This window comes from Pseudomonas sp. PB103 (assembly GCF_009764635.1).
Taxonomy (GTDB): domain Bacteria; phylum Pseudomonadota; class Gammaproteobacteria; order Pseudomonadales; family Pseudomonadaceae; genus Aquipseudomonas.
The window spans coordinates 1-2358 of sequence record NZ_RWIL01000104.1 but is presented as its reverse complement, the minus strand read 5'-3'; the positions used below and the strand labels follow the sequence as shown (position 1 = coordinate 2358).

General features: G+C 61.2%; 1 protein-coding gene. It reads left to right on the top strand.

What is annotated here, in order from left to right; genetic code table 11:
* Positions 1-2267: type II secretion system secretin GspD (gspD, locus tag EJA70_RS18990; RefSeq protein ID WP_158832719.1), on the top strand; the 2267-nt coding region annotated here is incomplete at its 5' end.
* Positions 2268-2358: the final 91 nt, after the last annotated feature.

The window sequence follows — 2358 nt, the reverse complement described above, 5'->3', positions numbered from 1 at the left end:
CGCTGGCCAACACCCAGCGCAGCGGCGACGCGGTGCTTGACCGCGAACGTGCGCAGGCGCAGGCGCGACCGGCGCCGAAGCAATTGCACAACATATCCAAAAGTGCGCGCAGTGGGGCGGCGGCGTCTTCGGGCATTGCGTTGCCGAGCAATCCTTTGGGCGATCAACCGGTGACGCTGAATTTTGTCGACGCGGATATTCAAGCGGTGGTGCGGGCGTTGTCGCGGTCGACCGGGCAGCAGTTTTTGGTCGACCCTCGGGTGAAGGGCACGTTGACGCTGGTGTCGGAAGGTCAGGTGCCGGCGCGGCAGGCTTACGACATGTTGTTGGCGGCGTTGCGCATGCAGGGTTTTAGTGTGGTCGATGTTGGCGGCGTGGCGCAGGTGGTGCCGGAGGCGGATGCGAAACTGTTGGGTGGGCCGATTTACAGTGCAGACAAACCATCGGGTAACGGCATGCTCACCCGCACGTTTCGTCTGCAATATGAGAACGCGGTGAACCTGATTCCGGTGCTGCGGCCGATTGTTTCGCCGAACAACCCGATCAACGCCTATCCGGGCAACAACACCATCGTTATCACCGATTACGCCGAGAACCTGACCCGCGTTGCGCAGTTGATTGCGAGCATTGATTCGCCGAGTGCGATTGACACGGATGTGGTGCAGATCCAGAACGGCATCGCTGCTGACATTGCGCCGATGGTGGCGGATTTGCTGGATGCGCCGGGCAATGATCCGACGCAGAAAATTGCGGTGATTGGTGATCCGCGTTCCAATACCATCATCATTCGTGCCGGCAGCCCGGAGCGTACCGAGCTGGCGCGTAATCTGATCTACAAACTGGATAATGCGCAGAGCAATCCGAGCAATCTGCATGTGGTTTATCTGCGTAATGCGCAGGCGGCGAAACTGGCGCAGGCGTTGCGTGGTTTGCTCACGGGCGAGAGTGACAGTGGCACCAGTGACAGTGCGCGTTCGGTGCTCAGTGCGATGGGTAGCAGCACCGGTGGCAGCGCTGGGCAGAATGGTCAGAGTAGTACGCAAAGCAGCGGCTCAACATCGACTAACAGCAGCGGCAGCACGGGCGGCAGTTACGCGCAGGGCAGTAGTGGCAGCGGTGGCAGCGCAACCGGTAGCGGCGGGTCGCAGAACAGCGAACAGAACGTGGCGTTCAGTGCCGGCGGCGTGACCATTCAGGCCGACGCCACCACCAACACCTTGCTGATTGCTGCGCCGGAGCCGTTGTATCGCAACTTGCGTGAAGTCATCGATCTGCTTGACCAGCGCCGCGCGCAAGTGGTGATCGAAAGCCTGATCGTCGAAGTCGGCGAGGACGATGCCAGTGAGTTTGGAGTGCAGTGGCAGACCGGCAACCTCGGCGGTAACGGCGTGATCGGTGGGGCGAATCTGGGTGGTTCCGGCATCAACGTCAACGGCAAGACCAGCATCGACGTGTTGCCGCAGGGTTTGAACCTGGGCTACGTCAACGGCACCGTCGATATCCCTGGCATCGGCAAGATCCTTGACCTGAAAGTGCTGGCCCGGGCGTTGAAGAGCAAGGGCGGCACCAACGTTCTGTCGACGCCGAACCTGCTGACGCTGGACAACGAAGCGGCGAGTATTTTTGTCGGCCAGACCATTCCGTTTGTCAGCGGCAGTTACGTGACTGGCGGCGGGGGCACCAGCAACAACCCGTTCCAGACGGTGACCCGAGAAGAGGTGGGTCTGAAGCTCAACGTGCGCCCGCAGATTTCCGAGGGCGGTACGGTGAAGCTCGATATCTATCAGGAGGTCAGCAGCATCGACGAGCGCGCCTCGAACAGTGCGGCGTCAGCGGGGATTGTCACCAACAAACGCGCGATTGATACCAGCATTCTGCTTGATGACGGGCAGATCATGGTGCTCGGCGGGTTGCTGCAGGACGGTTACAGCCAGAGCAATGACGCGGTGCCGTGGTTGGGCAGCTTGCCGGGGATCGGCGCGCTGTTTCGCAACGAACGTCGGGCGATCACCAAGACCAACCTGATGGTGTTCCTGCGCCCGTACATCATTCGCGACAGCGAAGCGGGGCGCAGCATCACCCTCAATCGCTACGACTTCATGCGCCGCGCCCAGGGCGGTTTGCAGCCGGAACGCAGCTGGGCAATGCCGGACATGCAGGCGCCACAGTTGCCGACGGCGGCACAGGGCGTGCCGGCGGTGGCGCCTACCGCAGGCCCACGCGCCACAATAAAAGCCGTGCCAATTGAAGGGAGCACGCGCTTTTGAAACCTGCCCTCAATCTGAAACCCACTCCTGTGGTGAGGGGATTCATCCCCGATGGGTTGCGAAGCAGCCCCAAAACCTGCAACCACATTTT